Genomic DNA, 1,384 nt, shown 5'->3' on the forward strand with positions numbered 1-1,384 from the left:
GGGTGGGGGTGGTGGTGCCGGGCCGCCCGGCCGAACCGACCACCCCGCAGGTACGTCGGGTGCTCGCGCTCTGCGACGGCACCCGCCCGGCCCGCGCCATCCAGCGTCAACTGGCCCCGGAACTGTCCGCGTCGCAGGTCGTCGAGATCCTCACCGAACTGGTCCGGCGTCGCTGGATCGTCTGGCAGTTGGAGATCCCGGCCGATGCCCGGGCCGAACGTCACCTGCGTGCCTTCCTGGAACAGGTCGACGACCCGCCGCTGCGGAGGCGGTGGCTGGACCGGCTCGACGTACTCGAACAGGGCCGGGACCGGGTGCGGACCGCCACCGACGTCGACCAGCTCTGCGCGGCGCTGGCCGACCTGGAGTCCGGGTTCGTCGCACTGACCGACACCGCTGCCACCCGGGAGAAGAGCGCCGGGACCGCACCGTGCCGGGGCCTGGTGTACGCCGACTCCCGCCGCTCCGCGACCGCCCGGCTCGGCGGCGACGTGCTGACCGCCCTGGCCCCGCTGGAGTCGATGCTGACCGCCGCGGGTTGGCTGACCTCGACCCTCACCGGACGGCTCCTGCCCCGGTTCCGGCAGGTGTACGACCGGCTCCGGGCCGGTACCGACCAGCCGGTCGACCTGGCCAGCTTCTGGTTCGCCTGCATGCCCGTGCTGCACGGCGACGCGACGGCCGAGGCGACCGCCGTCCAGCAGGAGTTCTGGCGCCGCTGGGCGGACATCCTCCCGCCGACGGCCGGGGTACGACGGGTCCGGGCCGACGCGGCCACCGTCGCGGCCCGGGTCCGCGAGGTCTTCGGCGACGCACCCGCCACCTCCTGGACGGCCGCCCGGTACCTCAGCCCCGACGTGCTGATCGCGGCGGAGGACGCCGACGCGGTGGCGCGCGGTGACTTCCAACTCGTGCTGGGGGAACTGCACGTCGCCACGAACACCGTCGGCGCCAACCTCTTCGTGCACCAGCATCCCGCGCCGGAGGAACTCTTCGCCGCCACCGACCGGGACCATCCCGGACCACGGCTGCTGCCGGTGCTGGCCAAGGAACACCGGTCCCGGCTGTCCATCCGGGTCGGCCGCAACCTGGTCCGGCCGGAGGACTACCTGGTCGCGTTGGTGGACCACACCGCCGATCCCCGGCGGCCGAGGACGGTGCTCAGTGCCGACGTGTCGGTGGTCGAACGGGACGACCGGCTGGTGGTGGTGCTGCCCGACGGGGCCGAGTTCGACGTGCTGGACGTCTTCTCCCACGTGCTGACGACCCTGGTGATGGACCTGTTCCGGGTCCTGCCCGACGCCGACCATTCGCCCCGGGTGACGGTGGACCGGATGGTGGTGGCGCGGGAGTCGTGGCGGTTCGTGGCGGGGGAGTTGGGGTT

At 73.3% G+C, this 1,384-nt stretch carries 1 protein-coding gene; it reads left to right on the plus strand.

Annotated features, from left to right (window positions below; all coding sequences use genetic code 11):
- Positions 1-1,384 (plus strand): lantibiotic dehydratase (locus GSF22_RS33545; RefSeq protein ID WP_208817912.1); only part of this gene is annotated, 1,384 nt, incomplete at both ends.

The sequence above is a fragment of the Micromonospora echinofusca genome (genome assembly GCF_017614955.1).
GTDB classification, from domain to species: domain Bacteria; phylum Actinomycetota; class Actinomycetes; order Mycobacteriales; family Micromonosporaceae; genus Micromonospora; species Micromonospora echinofusca_A.